The organism is Lactonifactor sp. BIOML-A5 (assembly GCF_009677585.1).
Lineage (GTDB): Bacteria > Bacillota > Clostridia > Lachnospirales > Lachnospiraceae > Lactonifactor.
In genome coordinates this window covers 1-18,649 of the sequence record NZ_WKYV01000041.1, presented here as the reverse complement: position 1 = coordinate 18,649, position 18,649 = coordinate 1, and the positions used below count along the sequence as shown (strand labels likewise).

At 40.1% G+C, this 18,649-nt stretch carries 15 protein-coding genes and 1 pseudogene; 14 read left to right on the top strand and 2 right to left on the bottom strand.

The genetic code is table 11. The features are described from left to right. Positions 1-14 precede the first annotated feature (14 nt). From GKG41_RS21450 to GKG41_RS21410, 9 genes and pseudogenes are all read left to right on the top strand, one after another. Entirely contained in the window at positions 15-1,319 is a 1,305-nt protein-coding gene (locus GKG41_RS21450; protein WP_226903100.1) for a YidC/Oxa1 family membrane protein insertase, read from the top strand. 20 nt (positions 1,320-1,339) lie between these two features. Then, positions 1,340-2,170 (top strand): RNA-binding cell elongation regulator Jag/EloR, encoded by an 831-nt coding sequence (gene jag, locus GKG41_RS21445; RefSeq protein ID WP_154262111.1) that lies wholly within the window; start codon positions 1,340-1,342, stop codon positions 2,168-2,170. Positions 2,171-2,275: 105 nt separating this feature from the next. Continuing rightward, complete coding sequence (gene mnmE, locus GKG41_RS21440) at positions 2,276-3,649, top strand: tRNA uridine-5-carboxymethylaminomethyl(34) synthesis GTPase MnmE (RefSeq protein WP_154262108.1); 1,374 nt, start codon at positions 2,276-2,278, stop codon at positions 3,647-3,649. Beyond that, positions 3,615-5,554 (top strand): annotated as a pseudogene (gene mnmG / locus GKG41_RS21435) (tRNA uridine-5-carboxymethylaminomethyl(34) synthesis enzyme MnmG). The gene mnmE and the pseudogene mnmG overlap by 35 nt, the downstream one beginning before the upstream one ends. Positions 5,555-5,678: 124 nt before the next feature. Further along, positions 5,679-6,401, top strand: a complete 723-nt coding sequence (gene rsmG, locus GKG41_RS21430) for a 16S rRNA (guanine(527)-N(7))-methyltransferase RsmG (protein WP_154262090.1) — start codon at positions 5,679-5,681, stop codon at positions 6,399-6,401. Positions 6,402-6,865: 464 nt separating this feature from the next. Further along, positions 6,866-7,825, top strand: a complete 960-nt coding sequence (locus GKG41_RS21425; protein WP_154262087.1) for an ABC transporter ATP-binding protein — start codon at positions 6,866-6,868, stop codon at positions 7,823-7,825. Then, entirely contained in the window at positions 7,809-8,672 is an 864-nt protein-coding gene (locus GKG41_RS21420; RefSeq protein ID WP_154262083.1) for an ABC-2 transporter permease, read from the top strand. Before GKG41_RS21425 ends, GKG41_RS21420 begins: the two co-directional genes overlap by 17 nt. Before the next feature lie 11 nt (positions 8,673-8,683). Further along, positions 8,684-10,135, top strand: coding sequence for a GldG family protein (locus GKG41_RS21415; protein ID WP_154262081.1), 1,452 nt, complete (start codon positions 8,684-8,686; stop codon positions 10,133-10,135). After that, the gene (locus GKG41_RS21410) at positions 10,135-11,622 is read left to right on the top strand and encodes a DUF4340 domain-containing protein (RefSeq protein ID WP_154262078.1); all 1,488 of its coding nucleotides are present in this window, start codon (positions 10,135-10,137) and stop codon (positions 11,620-11,622) included. Before GKG41_RS21415 ends, GKG41_RS21410 begins: the two co-directional genes overlap by 1 nt. 76 nt (positions 11,623-11,698) lie before the next feature. On the opposite strand, the gene GKG41_RS21405 is transcribed toward GKG41_RS21410, so the two are convergent. Next, complete coding sequence (locus GKG41_RS21405) at positions 11,699-12,655, bottom strand: alpha/beta fold hydrolase (RefSeq protein ID WP_154262070.1); 957 nt, start codon at positions 12,653-12,655, stop codon at positions 11,699-11,701. 361 nt (positions 12,656-13,016) lie between these two features. Between GKG41_RS21405 and GKG41_RS21400 the strand changes: the two genes are divergently transcribed. From GKG41_RS21400 to GKG41_RS21380, 5 genes are all read left to right on the top strand, one after another. Next, a complete protein-coding gene (locus GKG41_RS21400; RefSeq protein ID WP_154262067.1) occupies positions 13,017-13,793 on the top strand; it encodes an AAA family ATPase in 777 nt (258 codons plus the stop codon). Further along, positions 13,784-14,710, top strand: a complete 927-nt coding sequence (locus GKG41_RS21395) for a ParB/RepB/Spo0J family partition protein (RefSeq protein WP_154262064.1) — start codon at positions 13,784-13,786, stop codon at positions 14,708-14,710. The genes GKG41_RS21400 and GKG41_RS21395 overlap by 10 nt, the downstream gene beginning before the upstream one ends. Before the next feature lie 20 nt (positions 14,711-14,730). Beyond that, positions 14,731-15,252, top strand: coding sequence for a DUF4446 family protein (locus tag GKG41_RS21390; RefSeq protein ID WP_072851170.1), 522 nt, complete (start codon positions 14,731-14,733; stop codon positions 15,250-15,252). A 61-nt stretch (positions 15,253-15,313) separates the two neighbouring features. Further along, complete coding sequence (gene serS / locus GKG41_RS21385) at positions 15,314-16,591, top strand: serine--tRNA ligase (RefSeq protein WP_154262061.1); 1,278 nt, start codon at positions 15,314-15,316, stop codon at positions 16,589-16,591. A gap of 102 nt (positions 16,592-16,693) precedes the next feature. Continuing rightward, a complete protein-coding gene (locus GKG41_RS21380) occupies positions 16,694-17,575 on the top strand; it encodes a DUF3881 family protein (protein WP_154262059.1) in 882 nt (293 codons plus the stop codon). 289 nt (positions 17,576-17,864) lie between these two features. Here the strand turns inward: GKG41_RS21380 and GKG41_RS21375 are convergent, their stop codons facing one another. Continuing rightward, positions 17,865-18,464, bottom strand: coding sequence for a TetR/AcrR family transcriptional regulator (locus GKG41_RS21375; RefSeq protein ID WP_154262055.1), 600 nt, complete (start codon positions 18,462-18,464; stop codon positions 17,865-17,867). Positions 18,465-18,649: the final 185 nt, after the last annotated feature.

Here is an 18,649-nt window from a genome sequence, read left to right as displayed (position 1 = left end):
AGGAGGAAATTGTTTTGAGTATTTTATTGACAAAGAGTACAATGCCCATTATCAAATGGTTTGCAGATATCCTGGGACTTTTGATGAATGCTATTTATAGCCTGGGTGTTACAAATATCGGTCTTTGTATTATCTTATTCACATTAGTAATTTATACCTTAATGACGCCCCTGCAGATCAAACAGCAGAAGTTTTCCAGGCTGAATGCAGTTATGGCGCCAGAGTTACAGAAGATTCAGAAGAAATATCAGAATAAAAAAGATCAGGTGTCCATGCAGAAGATGCAGGAAGAGACCAGTATGGTTTACCAGAAATACGGCGTATCCCCTACCGGAAGCTGTCTGCAGTTAGTGATTCAGATGCCCATACTGTTTGCATTATATCAGGTTATCTATAAGATTCCGGGTTATGTTACAGGAATTAAAGCTACTTTTGACGGAGTAATCACTCAGATTATGGGTGTTGGCGGGTATACGGATATACTTCAGACATTTCTGGATGACGAGAAGATTAAGACTGTACGTCTGATCCTGGATAATGGAAAAGCAACCAAGGATTCGATTATAGATTTATTATATAATCTTTCCCCAACCCAGTGGGACAAACTGTCAGAGATTGGAAAATTTTCCGGTTTTTCAGATACCATTGCCAGTACAGCTGATAAGCTGTCTCCCATGCAGAATTTCCTGGGTCTGAATATCGCAGATAATCCATTGTCTGTTATAAAGTCAAGTTTTGTTTCACATCAATATATATTACTTGTTGGAGCTATATTAATCCCTGTTTTGGCATGGCTGACACAGGTTCTGAATATTAAGCTTTCTATGGCATTTAACAATAGCAACAAGGGCGATGATAAGAATAAGCAGTCTACACAGATGGAAGCTACCATGAAGAGTATGAATACTTTTATGCCTCTGTTTTCTGCTGTTATGTGTTTTACATTCCCTGTTGGTATCGGTATCTACTGGATCGCCGGTGCGGTAATCCGTAGTGTACAGCAGTTTGTAATCAATAAGCTGCTGGAGAAGGAAGACATGGACGAGCTTGTTAAGAAGAATCTGGAGAAGATGAATAAGAAGAGAGAGAAAGCAGGACTGCCTCCTCAGAAAATCTCTCAGCAGGCCAGAATGAATGTAAGGAATATTGACGAGCCTAAGACAAAAGGAAAAACTCCGGAGGACCGGGAGCAGGCTGTGAAGAATTCCACGGATTATTATAAGAGAGCTGCGAATGCCAAGCCCGGCAGTATCGCGGCAAAAGCAAATATGGTAGCTCAGTTTGATGAAAAGAATAAGTCGAAGAACAAAAAACAGTAAACAAGTAAGGGGGATTTGTCATGGATTTCAAGGAATTCTCAGCAAAAACGGTAGATCAGGCGATTACCAATGCATGTCTTGAATTAGAAACTTCAAGTGAAAATCTTGAGATAGAAGTATTGGAACATGGAAGCTCAGGTTTTTTAGGATTTGGCAGTAAGCCGGCTAGAATTCGAGTGAGAAGGAAACCGGAGCAGGATCCTTTTATGGAGGAAGCGGCAGAGAAAAAGCCGGAAGTGAAAAAAGAAAAACCTACAGAGAAGCCTGTGAAAGAAGTAAAAAAAGAAGCCAAAACGGAACCAAAACCGGAGAAGAAGTCTGAGCCTAAAGTGGAAAAGGCTGAGGTTAAGGCGGCAGAGGAACCCAAAGCAGTGCAAAGATCTCAGGAAGAAGTAGAAGACATTAAAGATGAGGCTAAAAAGTTCCTGGATGGTGTATTTCATGCCATGAATCTGGAAGTTGTCATTAAGATGGAATATCATCAGGAAGAGGGGAATCTGGATATTGATTTTTCCGGCGATGATATGGGTATTCTTATCGGAAAAAGAGGACAGACGCTGGATTCCCTGCAATATCTCACCAGTCTTGTAGTCAATAAGGGCAAACAGGGTTACATTCGTGTAAAACTGGATACAGAGAATTATAGAAGCCGCAGAAAAGAGACACTTGAAAATCTTGCAAAGAGCATTGCTTATAAGGTGAGAAAGACAAGAAAGGCTGTTTCGCTGGAACCTATGAATCCTTATGAAAGACGTATTATTCATTCCGCGCTTCAGGGAAACCGTTATGTGGAGACCTATAGTGAGGGAAATGAACCTTACCGTCATGTTGTAGTTAAGCTTAAAAAATAATAAATTATATAAAAGTTATTCTAGGTGAAAGCATGAATAACGCGTGCAGACGTGTGCTTTCTCCCGGGGTAACTTTTTTTATATTGGAGTACAGGAGGAATTAATATGGCCGATACCATTGCTGCAATTGCTACCGCTATGAGTACATCGGGAATAGGTATTGTTAGGATCAGCGGTGAGGATGCAAGAGAAATTGTCAGCAGAATATACCGATCCAGGAGCGGGAAAAAAGATATCAGGAAGGTAAAATCACATACGATACATTATGGATTTGTCTGTGACGGAGAGGAAACCATTGATGAGGTTCTGGTTATGGTAATGGACGGACCGTCCAGCTATACGGCTGAGAATACTGTGGAAATAGACTGTCATGGGGGAGTTCTGGCTATGAAACGGGTATTGGAGACAGTGATCAAGTATGGAGCCAGACCTGCAGAACCCGGAGAGTTTACAAAAAGAGCCTTCTTGAACGGAAGAATTGATCTTTCCCAGGCGGAGGCAGTTATAGATGTGATCTCGGCCAAGAGTGAATATGCTCTGAAGAGCTCAGTAAGTCAGCTCAAGGGAGCTGTTCTTAAGGTTATAAGACAAATCAGAGAAAAGATTATCTATCACATTGCTTATATTGAATCTGCTCTGGATGATCCGGAGCATATTGTAATAGACGGATATGGGGAAGAATTGATGACAGAGCTGCATCCCTTAAAGAAACAAGTGGAAAAACTTCTGCAGTCCTCAGATGAAGGAAAAATGATGAAGGAAGGGATTAAAACAGTTATTGTCGGAAAGCCTAATGCCGGCAAATCCTCTCTGCTGAATCTTCTTGTGGGGGAAGAGAGAGCGATCGTTACAGATATTGCGGGGACTACCAGAGATATTCTGGAAGAGACAATTATACTCCACGGCATTTCCCTTTGTATGATTGATACCGCGGGGATTAGGGATACAAAGGATGTGGTTGAGCAGATCGGGGTAGGCAGGGCGAAAGAGTACGCAAAAGATGCGGATCTGATTCTTTATGTAGTGGATTCTTCGATACCATTAGACGAAAATGATGATGAGATTATAGGAATGCTTCAGGATAAAAAAGCAATTGTTCTTCTGAATAAGACAGATTTGTCTATAAAGGTATCCAAGGAGGAGTTAAAGAAGAGGCTGAATCATCCTGTGGTTGCAATATCCGCTAAGGAAGAGAAGGGGATCGGTGAGCTGGAACAGGTCATCAGGGACATGTTCTTTCAGGGAAAGATTTCCTTTAACGATGAAGTGTATATTACCAATGTACGTCACAAAACTGCTCTTTTTGAGACTATGGAAAGTCTGACTATGGTAGAACAGAGTATATCAACGGGCATGCCTGAGGATTTTTATTCTATTGATTTAATGAATGCGTATGAAGCCCTGGGAAGAATCATAGGAGAGTCTGTGGGCGAAGATCTGGTAAATGAAATTTTCAGCAAATTCTGTACAGGAAAGTAGAAACAGGAGCGATAAGGAATGAATACTTTAATAGAAAATTATGATGTGGTGGTAGTGGGAGCGGGGCATGCAGGATGTGAGGCTGCTTTGGCCAGTGCCAGGCTTGGGATGGAGACCATTATGTTTACTGTGAGCGTGGACAGCATTGCCCTTATGCCCTGCAATCCCAATATTGGGGGGAGCTCTAAAGGACATCTGGTAAGAGAAATTGATGCCCTGGGAGGAGAGATGGGGAAGATTATAGACAAGACGTTTATTCAGTCTAAGATGCTGAATGTATCAAAAGGCCCCGCAGTGCATTCTCTCCGGGCTCAGGCAGACAAGCAGAATTACAGCAAGACTATGCGAGAGGTTCTGGAACATACGGAGCATCTGACTGTCAGGCAGGCGGAAGTTACAGAGCTGCTCGCCGAAGACGGAGCCATCAGAGGAGTCAAGACGTTTTCGGGGGCGTCCTATATGGCAAAAGCAGTGATTCTCTGTACAGGCACATATCTAAAGGCCAGATGTATCTATGGGGATGTGAGCACCTATACAGGACCTAATGGACTGCAGGCTGCTAATTATCTTACGGATTCTCTGAAAAAGCTTGGTGTGGAAATGTTCCGGTTTAAAACAGGGACTCCTGCCAGAATTGATGGCAGAAGTATAGACTATTCTCAAATGGAAGAACAGTTGGGGGATGAAAAGGTTGTGCCGTTTTCCTTTTCCACGAATCCGGAGGATGTCCAGATAGAGCAGGTTTCCTGCTGGCTGACATATACCAACGAGAAAACCCATGAAATTATAAAGGAAAACCTGGATCGATCCCCTTTGTTCTCCGGGATGATAGAGGGTACCGGCCCCAGATACTGCCCGTCTATAGAAGATAAGGTGGTAAAGTTTGCTGATAAAAACAGGCATCAGGTATTTATAGAACCTGAGGGGCTGTACACTACTGAAATGTATGTGGGAGGAATGTCCAGTTCCCTGCCGGAGGATGTCCAGCAGGCAATGTACCGGTCTGTAAAAGGACTGGAAAATGCGAAAATAGTTAGGAATGCCTATGCGATTGAATATGATTGTATTAATCCAAGGCAGCTGAATCCTACTCTGGAGTTCAAGAACATAAGAGGTCTGTTCAGCGGGGGACAGTTTAACGGCAGTTCCGGGTATGAGGAAGCTGCGGCACAGGGATTGGTGGCAGGAATAAATGCTGCGTTAAAGATAAAAGGCAGAGAGATGATGGTTCTGGACAGATCAGAGTCCTACATCGGTGTGCTGATTGATGATCTGGTCACAAAGGAGAATCATGAGCCCTATCGTATGATGACAAGCAGGGCAGAATACAGACTTCTTCTCAGGCAGGATAATGCGGATCTGAGGCTCCGTAAAAGAGGATTTGAGGCGGGTCTTATAGAACAGGCAGAGTATGACAGGCTGGTGTTAAAGGAAGAGCAGATAGAGGCGGAAATCAAGCGTGTAGAGCACAGAAATATAGGTGCATCCAGACAAGTGCAGGAATTATTGGAATCCTATGGAAGCACCCCTCTTAAAACAGGGACAACCCTGGCAGAATTAATACGAAGGCCTGAACTTTCTTATGAGCTTTTGGCTCCTGTTGATCCTGAAAGGCCCCGGCTTCCCTGGGATGTGGCAGAGCAGGTGAATATTAATATTAAATATGACGGATACATCCGCAGGCAGTTAAAACAGGTAGAGCAGTTTAAAAAGCTGGAATCAAAAAAAATACCGGAAGAAATAGATTATGATGCTGTGGGAGGACTTCGAATAGAAGCAAAACAGAAATTAAAATTGTACCGTCCTGTCTCTATAGGCCAGGCATCCAGAATATCAGGAGTCTCACCGGCAGATATATCTGTCCTCCTAGTGTATTTGGAACAGTATAAATATAACCAGAGATGATCCACCTGGCAAGATAAATCTGGGTGAGATGTCCACATCTGTGTGTATAAAAAAATAATTATGTGGATAACTCTTGTCTATGGAAATAAATTTTGTGTAAAACAGTAAAGATCAGGAGAATAAAATGGATTATAATTTATCAATATTAGAACAGTGCTGCAAAGAGTTCCGTCTGGAATTGTCTGAGAGGCAGAGGCAGCAGTTCATCCGATATTATGAACTGTTAGTTGAGTGGAATAAGGTAATGAATCTAACTGGCATCACCCAGTGGGAAGATGTATTGTTAAAGCATTTTGCAGATAGTCTGGCTGTTACAAGAGTGATCGATCTGTCTCAGGTAAGTTCTCTCATTGATGTGGGTACTGGTGCTGGATTTCCGGGGCTCCCCATAAAGATAGCATTCCCTCACATTAAGGTAACCCTCCTGGATTCCTTAAATAAAAGGATTAATTTTCTGAATGAGGTCATCGGACAGTTAGGCTTGGAGGGGATAACGGCAGTACATGGCCGTGCAGAGGATATAGCCAGAAAACCGGAGCACAGAGACTCCTATGATGTAAGCGTATCCCGGGCTGTAGCAAATCTTGCATCCCTCACCGAATACTGTATGCCTTATGTTAAACCTGGGGGATGCTTCATTTCCTACAAGTCAGGAACCATTGAGGAAGAACTGACACAGGCCCAAAAAGCCATAAAAACCCTGGGCGGCTGTCAGGCTCCCCCGGCGACCTTTCCTCTAATGAACAGCGGCATCACCCGCTCTCTCATAAAAATTATAAAACAAACGCCAACCCCCAAGAAATATCCCCGAAAAGCCGGCCTCCCAACCAGGGAGCCTATCATGTGATTCTATGAATACCATGAATGTACAAGATCTGTAAAATTTAATACTTTACCGCTATTTCTATACGTGAATTTTGTATCAGCCAGGAAAAGAACTGGTTCCCCTGGGATATTGAAGGCCATAGGAGGGGGTGAGGGCAGGTATAGATGACCATGAGGTTAAGCGGAGCGAGCAGAAGATCCACTGCCGGCGATCATTTAGAAGCGAAGGCTATCCTGAGCTTCTTAGTGAGCGGCCAGGCAGTTAGCTGAGGCAAGCGCAGCCTCGAATGGTCATCTATACCTGCCCTCACCCCCTCCTATGGCCTTCAATATCCCAGGGGAACCAGTTCTTTTCCGTCTCCTCTGCTTCAAACATACATTTCTCTGCACACAAACTTTTCACATAATTATCACAATTTTTCCTAATTTCCATCACACAATGTAAATAAAATTATAAATGGCTAACAAATTAAAGGAGGGAAAATTTTGATAGAAGTAAGAAACCTGGTAAAAAAATATGGCCAGCAGACAGCGGTAGATCACCTTAACTTTACGGTTGAACAGGGCAAGATCTACGGCTTCCTTGGTCCAAATGGGGCCGGAAAGTCCACAACCATGAATATGATAACCGGCTATATTGCATCTACAGAGGGTGAAGTCTACATTAATGGCTATAATATTTTTGAGGAACCTGAAAAGGCAAAAAAGTGTATAGGATATCTGCCGGAGATCCCCCCCATATATCCTGAGATGACGGTGTGGGAATACCTGTCCTTTGCGGCTGAACTGAAAAAAATACCAAAAGGGGAGCGGGAGAAGGAAATTTGCAATGTAATCTCACAGACAAAGATGGAGGATATGAATCACAGGCTGATAAGAAATCTTTCAAAAGGTTATAAGCAGCGTGTAGGACTGGCCCAGGCTCTTCTTGGATATCCGGAGATAATTATACTGGATGAGCCTACGGTTGGACTGGATCCCAAACAGATTATAGAGATTCGTGATTTGATTAAAGGTTTGAGTAAGAGACATACGGTTATATTAAGTTCACATATTTTATCAGAAGTAAGCGCCGTGTGCGATTATGTACTTATTATAGATCATGGAAAATTAGTGGCCAGTGATACGCCGGATAATCTAAGTAAACTGATGCTGGGATCCAATTCTCTGGAGCTTACTGTAAAAGGGCAGGAAGAAGATATAAGGAAGGCGTTGGATCTCGTAGAGCACATCGAGGATGCAGTCTTTCACAATTCGCCTATAGAAAATGCACATGAAATAACCATAAAGACCAACGGACAGGAGGATATACGGGAAAATATTTTCTTTGCCCTTGCCGACGGAAAGTGTCCGATTCTAAAGATGCAGTCCACAAATATGTCACTGGAGGATGTATTCTTAAAATTGACAGACGACAAGGAGGAAGAAAATGTTAGCAGTTTATAAAAAGGAATTAAGGGGATACCTGACCTCTATGATTGGGTATGTATTTATAGCATTTGTTCTGGCTATAGTAGGAGTATATTTTACAGCTTATAATCTGACGTCGGCTTACCCTGAATTTGGAGTGACTTTAAGTGCAGTAAGCTTTGTATTTCTGATTATTACGCCTGTACTTACCATGCGTATACTTGCTGAAGAGAAAAAACAAAAAACAGATCAGCTATTGTTTACTGCCCCAGTGTCTGTATGGAAAATTGTATGCGGCAAATACCTGGGAATGGTAACCATTTTATTCATACCTATGGCTATTATATGTACCTATCCTCTGATTATGGGGAAATATGGGACAATATCTTATCCTATGGCATATACGGCAATTTTTGGATTTTTTTTAATGGGATGTGGGAATATTGCAGTTGGATTATTCATCTCCTCCATAACAGAGAGTCAAATTATAGCAGCAGTCCTGACATTTGCAGTATTATTTGTCTGTAATGTGATACAGGGGATAGAGTCTTTTATAGCCCAGACAGCGTCCGCCTCTCTGGTATCTATTCTTATTGCGGCGGTAATTATCTGTCTGATTATTTATAGAATGACAAAAGACACTTTGGTAACTTCTATCGCCGGTATAATAATGGCAGGTGCCACCTTTGGGCTGTTTCTGTGGAAATCATCCCTTTTTGAAGGAGCGATTCAGAAGTTTATGGAAATATTTAATATAACAGGACATTTTGATGGCTTTGTTGGAGGTATACTTGATTTATCCGGCATTGTTTATATGTTATCCATCATACTGATTTTTGTGTTCCTCACTGTTCAGTCAATACAGAAGAGACGCTGGAGCTAGGGGGTGAAGGAATGAAGAAAATCAATTGTAAAGAGTATTTTAATAACAGAAAGAAAAATAGGAAAAACATTAAAAATGGATCTTACAGCATTGGAATTACAGCAGTGATTATCGCTGTTATTGTTGTTTTGAATCTGGTGGTACAGGAGATTCCGGCACAATACAGAGAGTTAGATTTAAGTGAGCAAAAATTGTATACCATTGGAGATCAGACGAAAAAAGTTCTCAGAGAGTTAAAGGAGGACGTAACCTTATATTATATTGTACAGGATGGTAGAGAGAGCAGTGATATCGAGAGACTGCTGGAGAGATATAAGGATGAAAGCAGTCACATCAAGGTGGAAAAGAAGGATCCGGCGCTATACCCTAACTTCACGTCACAATATACTCAGGATGAGGTGAGCGATAACAGCATTATAGTTGTATGCGGAGATAGAAATAAGGTTGTCAGCTACAATACCATGTATGAGAGTGATATTGATTATACTACCTATTCTTCACAGGTGACCGGGTTTGACGGGGAAGGCCAGATCACAAGTGCCATAGACTATGTGACATCTGAAGATCTTCCTACTATGTATGTACTTCAGGGGCATGAGGAGGCAGCCATAAGTACAAACCTGAAGGATGCCATTGCAAAGCAGAATATTACTATTGCTGATCTTAATCTGTTAACCGAAGATGCAGTGCCGGAAGATGCAGATGCAATCTGTATCCTTGCACCTGCAAAAGATATTTCAGAGGAGGAAGCAGATAAGATTATCAGTTATCTGGAAGGGGGAGGCAAGGCTCTCATTGTATCTAGTTATTCGTCGGAGAAAATGCCTAATTTTGCATCAGTTCTTGAGAATTACGGAGTAAAAACCTGTGATGGGATTGTACTTGAAGGAGATCAGAATCATTATATTTCCAATAATCCTACTTATATTCTTCCTAACATTGAAAGTACAGACATAACCTCAGAATTGTCGTCCGGAAACAATTATATATTAATGCCGGTTGCTCAGGGAATTCAGACCCTGGATAATTACAGAGACAGTCTAAAAATTGAAAATCTTCTTACTACTTCAGATAACGCATACTCTAAGGTAAATGTAGAAAGTTCTACCCTGGAAAAGGAAGAGGGAGATATCAGCGGCCCCTTTAATCTGGGAGTATCAATTACAGAGTCTGTAGGGGAAGGGAAAGAAACACAGATTGTATATTTTTCATCGGAAAGTCTTTTTAGTGATCAGACAAACCAGATGGTATCCGGAAGCAATTTTCAGCTAATCACTGACTCTTTGGGATGGATGTGTGAGCATACAGAAGGAGTTTCTGTCCCTGTGAAATCTATGGAATTAAGTAACTTAACTATTTCCGCGGCTGACAGCAGCTTTTGGAGTATTTTCTGCATCGGCGTACTGCCTGTTGCTGTATTACTTCTGGGAGGCGGTATCTGGTTAAAAAGGAGAAAACAGTGATGAGAGGAAAAAAAGGGATAACGTTAATTGCAGGAATTGTACTATTAGTTCTACTTGTCCTTTTGTATCTAATGCTGCATTCCGGAAATAAGGATGGGGAGGACACTGAGGAGGAGGTAAAAACCTCCTCTGTGGCGGCGCTGGAAGAAGCCGATATGGCCTCTGTATCTTTTGGTGCAAAGGATAACATGCTGACTTTTATCCAAGAAGACAATATATGGTATTTAGAAGCAGATAAGAATTTTCCTGTAGATCAGCCGTCCTTATCTGACTTACTGTCAAAGTTAAGTGATGTGCAGGCCTTGCGGACGATTGAAGAGCCGGAAAATCTGGGGGAATATGGGCTGGAGGATCCCCAGACAAGTATTATTGTTACTGGTACGGATGGCGAGAAGACTTCCTTCTATATTGGAGATGATAATACAGTGGTATCAGGCTGCTATATGTATCTTAATGATGCAAGTGACAGGGTATATCTTATAGATTCAGAGCTGAAAACGTCTTTTCTCTGCGGACTGTATGATCTTGCCGAGAAGGCTTCATTTCCTGCTATCACAAGCTCTAGTATAACCAAGTATAGGATAGATAAAGAGGACGGCCAATTTGTGCTTAATGAAGACAGTAATTCGAAGACAGGGTGGACGGTAACCGGCTGGGACGGAACCACAAAACCAGCTGCAAGTGATGCAGTTTCTAATACATTTACAAAGCTTTCCAGTCTTTCTTTTACTAGTTATGTTAACTACAAGGAAGATAGTCTGGAACAATACGGACTTACAAATCCCACTGCGGTAATTACAGCAGATTATACAGAGACAGTACAAGATGAGAGCAGCGAAGAATCCTCTGAAGATAGTGGTACATCCGGAGATAGTCAGGAGACAACTGTAGACAGACAGTTGGTAATATCCGTGGGAAAAAAAGATGAGAGCGGTAACTACTATGTAAAAACTGAGGGAGTACAGGGGATTTATACTATAAGTGCAGAGGAACTGAATACCCTGTTAGATGATGATATTACTCCTTACTTAGATACTTATGTTAACAAAGTATCCTTTGCCGATTTATCGAAACTTGAGGTTGTAAAAGATCAAACGGTCTATACAGTGGTGAGTAAATCAGTGGAAGTAGAGTCCTCTGAAGAAGACAATACTGAGGACGAGGAAGAGCAGAAAACAGAGCTGAAATACTATATGAATGATCAGGAAATAGACTCTGCAGAGTTTCTGGCTTTTTATGAAAAAGTATCCGGTATGGAATCAAACAGCAGACTTGACAGTATGCCGGAAGTAGCTTCAAAACCCGAACTGACGATAAAGTTTTATGACAAAGATAGTGGTGAAGAGACAGACGTAGCCTATTATGCTTATGACAGTAATTTTTATTTAACTATTGATAATCATAATAATTATTTGTTAGTGAATAAAATGGACGTCAGAGAAATGTTGGAAAAGCTGGATAATCTGTTAACAGATACACAAAAGTAAGCAGTTCTAATAATGCACAGTCTAGTATCGCTTAAAATGTGGAGATCTCTCCTACAGGAGGGATCTCCACATTTTATTATGAAAAAAATATAGATATTTGTTCCAGCAGTTTGCCTGGAGTTTCCAACTGAGGAAGATGCCTTGCCTTTGACAGGACTGCAGTTTCGATAGCAGGGTTTAGCTGTACGTAAGCAGAACAGATTTCTTTTGCATTCTTTTCTTCGGCTCCGTACACAATAAAAATACTATGATCAATAGCCTCCAGTGCATGATTGATATTATTATTGGTATATCTGCCGATTATACTGGAGTGAAGATATTTTGCGTTGTGCTCCCCCTTGTGTGCGCTTTCGTAATAAATATCCACCAGTCTGCTATTTGCAAGAAATGGATTATAAAAATACTTTTCTGTAAATAACAGTTCAATATTTTCCCTTGCAGTAATCATATTGTAGACCAGTGTACCAAAAATAGGCAGTTCCAATAAAAATTTTAATATTTTTGTTTTTTTCGTTGGAGCCTGATTCAATTCGTTTAAAGAAGGAGGATTAATCAGCATAATCTTGCCAAACAGCTCTTCGTCATTATGACAGGCCATCACAGCAAAGGAACCGGAAAATCCACTGGCTATAATATCAGTTTTCTCACCAATAATATTTTTTATAAAGTCAGACAGCATTTGTACGTAAATGAAATTGGTGTAGGTAATATTTTGTTTATCAGAACGTCCGCAGCCCAGGAGATCAATGGTATAGACAGTATAGTTTTTCGTAAGTTCATCCACAATAATATTCCATTCATAATCAGAACTATAAACTGTCAAATCATGAACCAATAAAAGCGGCGAGCCCTGTCCCTGTTTGGTATAATAAATGCGTCCAAATCTCCATTCATAAAACTTTCTTGATGTTCCTCTCAGCAATTCTTTCATTGTTGCGGATGCAAACAATAGCTTATTGATAATATGAATCACACCTGTTGCCAGTGTAAACAAAATTGCCGTTGTGATAAGTTTATGTTTGTGTTTGTTCATCAGATGGGTACCTCCTTCGGAGTCTTAGTACTTATATTATAAAACATTGAGGGGGATTATACAAGGAGAAATGTTCAAGCAAGTTTTAAGCTCATATGAAAACAGGGAATGTTTCACGTGAAACATTCCTAGATATACTTTCATCTATTATGTTTAAAATGATAAATTTAGTAAAGACTATAAATATGTGCAGTAATAACAATAAATATAACCAAAACAAAGAACAAAACTATTCCTATTTATATAATTCCTATAAAAAAGTTTCACGTGAAACATTTTTATAGAAATCATAGTATAAAAGTGATATAATGAAACAGTCATATAAATATGCAAGATTACAAGTGGAAAGAAGGGGTATTAATTGGGAAGAATCATAGCCGTTGCTAATCAAAAAGGCGGCGTTGGGAAATCAACTACTGCAATTAACCTTTCTGCGTGTCTGGCCGAGATGGGTCAGAAAGTTTTGACTGTTGACATTGATCCGCAGGGGAATACTACCAGTGGGTTAGGAATTGATAAAATGGGAGTAGAAGCCACTCTTTATGAGTTACTGTTGGATGAATGTGAGTTATCTGATTGTATAATAGAGAATGTTATAGAAAATCTCTCTTTGATTCCATCTAATGTGAATCTGTCTGGGGCAGAAATTGAATTAATTGGAATAGAAAACAAAGAGTTTTTACTAAAAAATCAAATTGACAGGGTAAGAGATCAGTTTGATTTTATTATTATGGATTGTCCTCCATCATTAAGTATATTGACTATTAATGCAATGACTACAGCTGACTCGATTTTAGTACCTATACAATGTGAGTATTATGCATTAGAAGGATTGACTCAGCTGATACATACAATAGAATTGGTGCAGGAGCGTCTAAATCCTGAGTTGGAAATAGAAGGCGTGGTGTTTACCATGTATGATGCAAGGACAAATTTATCACTGCAGGTTGTTGAAAACGTCAAAAATAATTTACAGCAATCCATATATAAGACAATTATACCCAGAAATGTGCGCTTGGCTGAGGCTCCCAGTCATGGATTACCTATTAATCTCTATGATTCCAGGTCCGCCGGCGCTGAAAGCTACAGACTTCTGGCTGAAGAAGTATTACATAGGGAGGACGAAGAATGGCAGTAAGGAAAAGCGGTCTTGGCAAGGGATTGGATTCTTTGATACCTACAGCAGCAGCTGTAAAGCCTAAGAAAGTAAGTTCTTCAGAAGAGCAACAGTCGTCAGCAGCTGCTTCAGAGGACAAGTTATCTCCAAGAGATATAATGAAAGTTAAAATTACAAAGGTTGAACCTAACAGGGAGCAGCCCAGAAAGCAGTTTGATGAGGATGCGCTTCTGGAACTTGCGGATTCCATCAAACAGTTTGGCATTTTACAGCCGTTATTAGTTCAGCAAAAAGATGACTATTATGAAATTATTGCAGGTGAGAGACGTTGGAGGGCAGCTAAGTTAGCTGGTATCAGGGAAGTGCCTGTGATTGTTAAACAGTTTTCTGAGCAAGAGACAGTGGAGATCTCTCTGATAGAAAATATTCAGAGGGAGAATCTAAATCCTATTGAAGAGGCGATTGCCTATAAACGATTAATGGAAGAATTTCATTTAAAACAGGATCAGATAGCTGACAGAGTATCAAAGAGCCGTACTGCGGTTACCAATTCCATGCGCCTGTTAAAATTAAATGAAAAGGTGAGACAAATGGTAATTGATGAGATGCTCAGTACGGGTCATGCAAGGGCACTCCTTGCGATTGAGGAGCCGGAGCTGCAATATGTCACGGCTACCAGAGTGTTTGATGAAAAATTAAGTGTAAGAGAGACTGAAAAACTGGTAAAAGAGCTGTTACACCCAAAAAAGCTGAAGGAAGTTACCAAGGACACCACGCAGGATATTATATACCAGCACTTGGAGGAGAGAATTAAATCAATTATTGGCACTAAGGTCGCTATCAACAGGAAAAATGATAATAAGGGGAAAATAGAGATAGAATACTATTCAAAGGATGAACTGGAAAGGATCATTGAATTATTGGAGTCTATCGGATAAGATGAGGGAGTATAACACATATGAGCGAAATAATAAGTACACTCCAGGAAAATTCGGGTATTCTTTTAGTATTAATGATATTATTGGTGATAATATTACTGATTGTTGTCTTTAATTTATCCCTGGGTCTTAACCGGCTGAGCCGGAAGTATAACCTGTTTATGAAGGGGAAGGATGCCCAGTCACTGGAAAAAACATTTGTACGCAAATTTGCAGAAGTAGATCGTTTAATAGAAGCAAATGATATTAATAATCTTGAAATTAAGAAACTAAAGAAATGTATGGAGAAAACCCTCAATAAATATGGAATTGTTAAGTATGATGCCTTTGAGGATATGGGCGGAAAGCTGAGTTTTGTTTTGGCTATGCTTGACAACGATAATTCAGGATTTATCCTGAATGCAATTCACAGCAGAGAAAATTGCTTTTTATATATCAAGGAAATTGTGAAAGGGGAATCCTACATTATGCTGAGCCAGGAAGAGATGGAAGCGCTGAAAAGAGCTGTTAATTTTGGATTGGTAGAAGATATTGAAATTTAATTATGTAAATCATAAGTAAATATTATGTAAACTAGATAAAGGCTATCAGGAGGAACATGTCATGTTAGATATTAGATTTGTGCGTGAAAACCCGGAAGTGGTAAAACAAAATATAAAGAATAAATTTCAGGACAATAAATTAGAGCTTGTGGATCAGGTTTTGGAATTGGATCAGAGAAACAGGGATATTAAAAAAGAGGTAGAGGCGTTAAGGGCAGAGAAGAATAAGATATCCAAACAGATTGGTGCCTTTATGGCCCAGGGGAAAAAGGAAGAGGCTGAAGAGATAAAAAAACAGGTAGCAGACAATGGGGATAGAATTGATTCTCTTTCACAGGAAGAAAAAGAAGTAGAAGAAAAAATTAAAAAGATCATGATGGTGATACCAAACATTATTGATCCCTCAGTGCCTCTTGGAAAGGACGACTCCGAAAATGTGGAGGTTCAGAAGTATGGGGAGCCTGTAGTGCCTGATTTCGATATTCCATACCATACGGAGATAATGGAGAAGTTTAACGGCATAGATTTAGACAGTGCCAGAAGGGTTGCGGGTAATGGATTTTATTACCTTATGGGGGATATCGCCAGGCTTCATTCCGCAGTGATTTCTTATGCCCGTGATTTTATGATTGACAGAGGATTCACTTATTGTGTGCCTCCTTTTATGATCAGAAGTGATGTGGTAACAGGAGTTATGAGCTTTGCTGAAATGGATGCCATGATGTATAAGATTGAGGGCGAAGATCTGTACCTTATAGGAACCAGTGAACATTCTATGATTGGAAAATTTATAGACACTATTTTGCCGGAGGATACATTACCCCAGACACTTACCAGCTATTCTCCCTGTTTCAGAAAAGAAAAAGGTGCCCATGGATTAGAGGAAAGGGGCGTATACCGTATTCATCAGTTTGAGAAACAGGAAATGATTGTGGTTTGTAAGCCGGAAGACAGTATGATGTGGTTTGAGAAGTTATGGCAGAACACCGTTGATTTATTCAGAACACTGGATATTCCGGTGAGAACACTGGAATGCTGTTCCGGCGACCTGGCGGATCTTAAGGTGAAATCTATAGATGTTGAGGCATGGTCTCCAAGACAGAAGAAATACTTTGAAGTAGGAAGCTGTTCCAACTTGGGAGACGCTCAGGCACGCCGTCTGAAAATTAGGGTGAACGGAGAGAAGGGCAAATATTTCGCCCATACACTGAACAACACAGTGGTTGCACCCCCGAGAATGCTGATTGCATTTCTGGAAAATAATCTTCAGGAGGATGGTACCGTTAAGATTCCTCTGGCACTTCAGCCTTATATGGGCGGAAAAACAGAGATAAAATAGTTATGTTAACACATTTATGTAAATGTTATTAGTAAAATATGCACAAGTTTATTTGTATATAGTATATATAAGAGAATGTAAGGCGAGAGAGGAGGTGTTCTTTTGCATAGTTATATGAAATCCATTGGTTTTTCGAATATCAAAAATAAGAAAGAACTGGATGAGATTTTAAAAGAAGTGATAGATAATTATGATGAAAAAACGGTCGTAGAGGACAGAAACGGACACTTATTTGCAGAGATATCGAAAATATATGGATGTGATTATGGAATTACGGTGTGCGGTGAATATGACGAGAATAATGAATTTCAGATGGAATATTATTTTCCCCATTTCAGAGGAACAGGAATCACTACCCGGGAAGACATAATTATAGAAAAGCATGCCGGAAAGGAATCCTTTGCCGGGGCATGTGATGATGTGAGAATTGGAGTAACAATGATATTTTATCTGCAGAATGCAGGAGAATACCTGAGTGAGCGGGGAAAGGGAAATATTCCCGGTTCCAATTATTCAGTAACCATATCGGGTTTGGCAAAGGAAGGAAAAATACTTCTTCCTGTAAAGAAGGAGTCCGGTCAGGTAAAAGAGAATCAGGAAACAGCTACTAACAGAAACCGTCTTCTGGCTGCTGCCCGCAACGGGGATGAAGATGCAATGGAAAGTTTGACGATGGAAGATATAGACATGTATGCTATGATTTCCAGGCGCATTGTAAAAGAAGACGTATATTCAATAGTAGATTCTTATTTTATGCCCTATGGCATTGAATGTGACCAGTACAATGTTATGGGAGATATTGTAGACTGTTCTGAAGTTAAAAATGTTAAAACCGGTGATACAGTCTATGAGATGAGTATATTGTGCAACGATATACAATTTGATGTTTGTATTAACAAAAACGACCTGTTAGGAGAGCCTCAGCCTGGGAGGCGGTTTAAAGGGGTTATCTGGCTGCAGGGGTACATTAACTTTAATGAATAAGACATAAAAAGGGAACATCTTTGGATGAATGCCTATAAGGAAACATTGAAAACAAAGTAATATTAAGGGCTGGCGAACAAGTGCAACAAAACAGAGAGTTCATCACTTTACAGTGGTATACTCTCTGTTTTTTTTGCCTGTGATTTCTTACACAGCAGAAAAAAGTTCTTGCTTCATTGTTCTACCTCAATATTACCGTTTTTTGTTTCCACCTTCACGGATACTGTGGGATTGCTGCCTACAACGCCCGCTTCATCAGAGGGGAAATGTTAGTACTAATCTTCCTGTCTTAATGTGCAAAATCGTTCATTATACTTTTTATAATCCGATACAAATGCGGTTTGTATTCGTCAATGGGTACGGGATCTTTATAGAGAATGCAGCTATAGCAGGTTCCTCCAATCAGTTCTACAATAGTAAACAGCATTAACTCGGGATTCTTGTAGTGCTTTGGGCTGTCTTCCACCATTTTGTAATATACTTCATATACGTTATATTCCTCATCGGATACTTTAACGTCAATGGCCTTGCGGAATACCCCCCAGGAAAGGTTCTTAGCGATAAAACGGAGCAGAGACTGGTTTTCTATCAGCTGGTTAATGATATAGTCCACAATAAACAGAAGCTGTTCTTCAAAATCAGTGATACCTGTTCCAGACAAGGCTTCGTGTGCATCATAGAACAATTTTCCTGCCTTATGGGAGATCAGCTTATTCCGGACATCGTATTTGTCTGTAAAATAGAGATAAAAGGTTCCTTTTGCCACCCCCGCCTGCTGTACAATATCAGATATGGTGGTTTTCTGAAGGCCTTTGGTGATAAACAGTTCAAAAGCAGTATTCAGCAGTGCATCTTTCTTTTTCTTTTTGTTTTCTTCTAATTTATTCATAGGTTTCCCCCATTTCTATCTTATATTATTAGGTCAAAATGACCAAAAGTCAATATATTAAAATTATATAAAATAATTTTAATATATTGACTCAGACTGTAGACAAATTGGTTTTGGGCTTTGTATCCCAGAGCCAGTTTTCTTTTATTAACCAAATTGCGTTCCAAATAAAGTTTGTGTAATGG